Below are 5190 nucleotides of genomic sequence, written 5' to 3' on the forward strand. Positions count from 1 at the left end.
CATGGCAGCCAACGCATCCGCGCCAGACACGACCGCCGCGGCTGCCGATCCGATACTCGACCAACGCGGCGGTAACACGCAATCCCCATAGACGCGAAAGCCGCCCGTGCTTTCCTCCTTGTCAGATTTATCGCCGCTGCAACTCGCGCTGACAGCAGCCACAAACCTTAGACATAGTTGCCTTTTGACATCTTTCTAAAAATGGCTGCTTCACGTGATAAAGGAGCCAGACGAGTATCTGTCAAAGCGAAAATTGAGCAAATCGTTAGCCTCTCTCAGGCGATCTCGCTTGTAGGCTCAGCAGCGTCAAAAATCACAGCTTCACGGTTTTTGACATCACCAAAGAAGGGCATCTTGAGTTGTTCGGTCCAAGACCGCACGGCCAGCCGGCTTTCCGGTCGATGCTTTTCAGGAATTCTTGACCAGGTTTCATCATCGATCTCAACTTCTCCAGAGACCCTCCGAAAGAATACACCATGCCGATCTTCTTCTGGATACGCCGTCTCAAAGACAATTCCCGCATCCGCGAGCATCTGGACTTGCTCTAATCGGCTTTTGCGGTGCATTTTCTTCGCCGAATGAAATGCGCGGCATGCGGAACTAACCGCGTTTTTCCGAGCATCTAAAGCGCGCCAAAGAAACGTGTTCGCTGCTTCGGTTTGAGACGGCACTTGCCAAACACGGCAATCGAACGCAGGTAGTTTCTCGCCACCCAATTCCGAATAGAATTTTACACCTGCCATGGACGCAAGAACGCTCGTCATCTTTTGAACCTTGCCATCAAAGAAAACCGAACCGCCATCTGTGTTCTGCCAGACCAAGCTGATTTCGTCAGATTGGACGTAGCCAATTTTGGCGTGCGTTTCTCCGACTAACCATGCGCAGGTAGCCCGCATTGCGTTAGAGATTCGAGCGTCAAAGGGCTTCTCGCAGCGTCGTGTGAACATGCTGAAGGAGCGGCCATCAATTCTCGCACAAATTGGCAAAGACGGTTCAAGCCGATTGCTGGTGGCAACGGCTTCATAGGCCTTCATACGATCGCCAAATTCGTCAGGAATCTTCGCCAAAAGAACCTCTCTTTCACTTAGAATTCAATACTTACTCAATAAACGCAGCCGGAAAGCGCTTACTCTTTTTGAGTGCACCAACCCGCTAGACCAAAAGTATCTAAACCAAGGGTCAGTCTCGCTTATAGTTCCTCGATTTCCACTGCCAAGCCCTCTACGATCAAACACTGTCCAAAAGCCGCCATCCGTACACTTTGCAGCATCGGAGATTTTGGGCTCGTCGCGACCATTCTCTGCGCGTTTTACGAAAGGCTGCTTTTCGATAGTTCAGCGAGAAAACCATGACTTCTAGAGTCTCAGAAATTCAAAACCCTAAGTAGCTGATCTTTCTGAAGCGGCTGTCTCACCAATTAGGAGATCCGACACACATTCTAAACTGGGTTGCGACAAATTCCCTATCTTGCTGATAAGCAAGGAGAACGGACATGGCCCACATAGAGCTGGATTTGCGCCTCGATCTCTTGAGCTATCAGCCATTATGCCTCGGCGATAATCAGACTCGCAGGGCCGGCCAGCGGTACGTGCGCTGTCCTTCGCCACTGTGCTGCTGTCAGCCAAGTGTTGATCTCATCAACGCTGTAGACGTCGCCCTCACCCGTTGTGATTTGAAACTCGGCCGCCATGAGCGCCGCAAATGGTGGCTGTGTATGTGTGGAATCCGTCCAGAAATCGATCAGCAGTAGTTTCGCGCCCTCAGCAACGCTCTGACGAATGCGGCTCAGGAGCGTCAGGTTCCTTTCAGGCGAAAACATATGAACGATGTTGGCGACGATGACGGCGTCATGCCCTCCCGGTAGGTCGTCCTCAAAGAGATCACCCTCAACAACGGAGATCCGGTCACTGAAAGGAGTTTGTGCCAGATGCTGGCGCGCGGCCTGCGCCGTCTGCGGCATCTCAACCAGCGTACCCGATATGTCCGGGTGTTCTGCAAGGGCCGCTTTCAAGAAGAAACCCATGCCTCCGGCCACATCCAGAACCTTCCTGTGCGCACTGAAATCGTAGTTCTGCGCCAGGGCCTGCGCGGATGGCGCTGTCAAGGCGGACACTCCCATGTCGAAGGTGTGCCGCTGCTCCAGGCTGAATTCCGGAAACCCGAAGGTCCGCCTGTTTTTGCGAATAGATGCCTCCAGCGTTGCCCATTGCGGATAGACAACACTATCCCAAAGCTTCAGGACCGGCCGCAAATCCTTGCCCGGTTGACCGCTCAAAAACGCTGCTGTGAGCGGTGTGTTGTGGTACCAGTCGACATCCATTTCGAGAAAGCCGATCGCAACGAGGGCATCTGCGACAATCCGGAGGGTGCGGTGCGGCACATCGAGCTGTTTCGCAAGTGCGTCCAGCGTCAGATAGTCGCTGGCAATAGCTTCAAACAGTCCGATCTTGCTGGCGACACAGACACATTTGGTTGCCATATGATTGTGAAGTAGTTGCAGGATCGGTTGAGGTGACAGCTCTTGGTCCACGGTTTGGCTCCTTGTTACGGACTTTGATCCCTAACTAGGAAACCAATGAAGATCATGCAAACGACCTTTGAGACATCAGCTGAAATCGGAATGGGAACCGACTAATCGTAGCCTCAAATCTCAAACACGCCATGCTCCTGGAAGCCCTGCGCAGAGGTTGCACCGAGCTCTTCCAGTCGGGCGATACGCTCTCTGCTTCGGTTGCGTGATATCCAGTTCCATGCAGCCAGCCGTCCTCGGTAAAGGGCATTGATTGGTGCACCGATCGTTCGCGCATTACGAAATGAGCGAACCTCGCTCAGACGGGCGCGGCGCCTGATCCTGAGCAGGAACGGCCCGGTGACGGCAATATGTGTATACCCTTGGAGCTTGAGAAGGCTGCGGGCTTCAATGATCTCTCGCCGTATTCTTTGAGTACTGCCTCGGGCGCGGGTCCAAAAGAGTTTTTCAACACCGATGTGAACGGCCGCGACGCGGGTCATGATAGGCCAACTGGGATCGATGGCACGCACCGCATCGGTCACATCCATCGCACCAAGTGCTCTGGAAACGCGGCGCGCAGGGCGCAATCCACCCCAAAGGGCCACGGTCTGTCGAATGGTCAGTTGACGCATATGGTTTTACCCCGGCGAGGGGCAGAGATACCCGCCGCATTGGCGCGAGTTTACACGCGGTCGCGAGGGATGCACAACATGGGCGATCAAGTTTCAGGTACGCCGCTCTCGTCTTCTTGAAAGATTGGCCAACTCGAAAAAGCCAGGAAACCTAAGGGCATCAGCAGAAATACGAAAATTATCGCATTCAAAGCGCCGCTCGAATTTACATATAGAGAAACTGGCAGCATTGTTGATACCGGTAAGACAAAAACGGAAATAATCAACCATGCCAATGGAATGGCGCATGGCACCCATGCTATGGACCGTGATAAACCCTCGTACCCTGCTTCATAAAAGACCCGACTATAAAGCCATGTCGCGACAAGAGGTAAAGCGAGTGCTTTGAAGAATGCAATCGCGTAAAGCAGCATCAGCATTCGAGGCTCCGTGAACTTTTTTTGTGCAGACATCGCGCTTCTAGAGCAGTCTCCAGATGAAAGCTACATCCGCTTTTATCGGCCTCGATGGTGTTAGATGATTTGAGCCTAAAATTGCGATGAATGCAGGCCGCTACAACTATTGTACCAAGATCAGGCCAGAGTTTTCAAACGCCTCCAGTTTTGCTAACCTGACGTAGACCGCTTGGAGCCTTTAGCTAAATCAATCTGCACCAAAAGCGCATCAAATGCCGCACGCTCGTCTTTTCTGATTTGTGTCCCAACATCGGATGTATCGTACTCTTCACTGTCATCGCTCAACAGGCTGTCAGCTTTATTCATGGCCGCATTCGACTGTGCCAGCCGCTTCGTCAACCCTTCATCGACCACATCTGAACCCATTTCCTCAATGGCGTCTTGCATCTCATGGGCATGGCTGCGTCGCGCGGTAAGCTTCGCAAATTCTTCGGTCAGACACATCCGCGCAAGGTCCCCGTTGTCGGGTCGCCTTACGGCTGGCGTTATCGCGACATGTGCTTGCGCGAATAGCTTTTTCAGGGGTCCGTCGCCAATGTCCGTGATCAGCGCTGACTCGATATCCGCCTGCGGGTCCAGTTTGACCATGGCCTCGCGCAACAGGCTGGTATCGGACCCGGAACAGATCATACGATCCAGCGCGCCTTGAAACTCTTTCAATACTCGTGGATTGCGGATCAAAACGGCCAGGATTACAGCTTCGTGCAGGTGATCTTCGGACAACGGGCCGCCTGCCAGCAAGGACGCCTTCGTGCTGGATTGCGCAGGCAGCTTCGGCCCATTTGGCGTCCATTTTCCTTGGGGCTTGCCACTTTCAAACGGCGCGCGCTTGGTGCCAAACAAGTCCGATCGCATATCCTTGATCGCGTGGCCGTAATGGCTGCGGATCAACCGGTCTTTGATCAACATGATCTTTTCCCGCAGGGATTTATCCAGCGCCGCCTTGCGTTCGGGGCTGTCGAAATTCTTGCCTTCAACTTCGCGTTGCCAAAAAAGCTGCAGCATCGGCAACGCTTCACTGACACGGTCACTCATGGCCCCTGCCCCAGCGGATTTCAGCAAATCATCAGGATCCTGGCCATCGGGCATCATTGCGAAGCGTATCGATTGTCCGGCCTCAAGCAGCGGCAACGCCAGATCAATCACCCGCGCAGCCGCCCGTTGCCCGGCCGCATCACCGTCCAGCATGATCACCGGTTCGGACGCCACTCGCCACATCATCTGTAACTGGGTTTCTGTCACGGCCGTGCCAAGTGGTGCCACGGCTGCTCCAAATCCCGCCTCGCTTAATGCAATCACATCCATGTACCCTTCGGCCACCAACAGCGGTTGCCCCTTACCGGCAGCCTCGCGGGCGGGGCCATAGTTGAACAGGCTGCTGCCTTTGTCGAACAACTCGGTTTTCGGGGAATTCAGATATTTGGCGTTATCTGCCGGGTCCATTGCACGCCCCCCGAACGCAATCGCACGTCCGCGTATGTCCCGGATCGGGAACATGATGCGGTGGCGAAACGTGTCATAGGGTTTCTTGCCTTGGTTTGAAGGTTTGCCCAAACCCGCGCCAAGGATCAAATCCTCCGCCACGCCTTTC

Annotated in this window: 5 protein-coding genes; all 5 read right to left on the reverse strand. The window is 54.0% G+C overall.

The annotated features are described in order from the left end of the window. Nucleotides 1-275: 275 nt before the first annotated feature. On the reverse strand, nt 276-1067 hold the full coding sequence (locus ACFWW2_RS12110) for a tRNA(His) guanylyltransferase Thg1 family protein (protein WP_393928334.1): 792 nt from the start codon (nt 1065-1067) through the stop codon (nt 276-278). A gap of 476 nt (nt 1068-1543) precedes the next feature. Then, the gene (locus tag ACFWW2_RS12115) at nt 1544-2530 is read right to left on the reverse strand and encodes a methyltransferase (protein WP_393928335.1); all 987 of its coding nucleotides are present in this window, start codon (nt 2528-2530) and stop codon (nt 1544-1546) included. 113 nt (nt 2531-2643) lie between these two features. Then, the gene (locus ACFWW2_RS12120) at nt 2644-3060 is read right to left on the reverse strand and encodes a hypothetical protein (protein ID WP_393928336.1); all 417 of its coding nucleotides are present in this window, start codon (nt 3058-3060) and stop codon (nt 2644-2646) included. 170 nt (nt 3061-3230) lie between these two features. Further along, the gene (locus ACFWW2_RS12125; RefSeq protein WP_393928337.1) at nt 3231-3563 is read right to left on the reverse strand and encodes a hypothetical protein; all 333 of its coding nucleotides are present in this window, start codon (nt 3561-3563) and stop codon (nt 3231-3233) included. A gap of 186 nt (nt 3564-3749) precedes the next feature. After that, on the reverse strand, nt 3750-5190 hold a 1441-nt coding region (locus ACFWW2_RS12130; protein ID WP_393928338.1), incomplete at its 5' end, for a DNA primase.

Origin of the sequence: Yoonia sp. R2-816 (assembly GCF_046762905.1) — a bacterium.
Taxonomy (GTDB): domain Bacteria; phylum Pseudomonadota; class Alphaproteobacteria; order Rhodobacterales; family Rhodobacteraceae; genus Yoonia.

Bases quoted from the DNA above. Each gene is read 5' to 3' on its own strand.
- ACFWW2_RS12120 (WP_393928336.1), bottom strand. From the start codon at position 3,060: ATGGATGTGACCGATGCGGTGCGTGCCATCGATCCCAGTTGGCCTATC.
- ACFWW2_RS12125 (WP_393928337.1), bottom strand. From the start codon at position 3,563: ATGCTGATGCTGCTTTACGCGATTGCATTCTTCAAAGCACTCGCTTTA.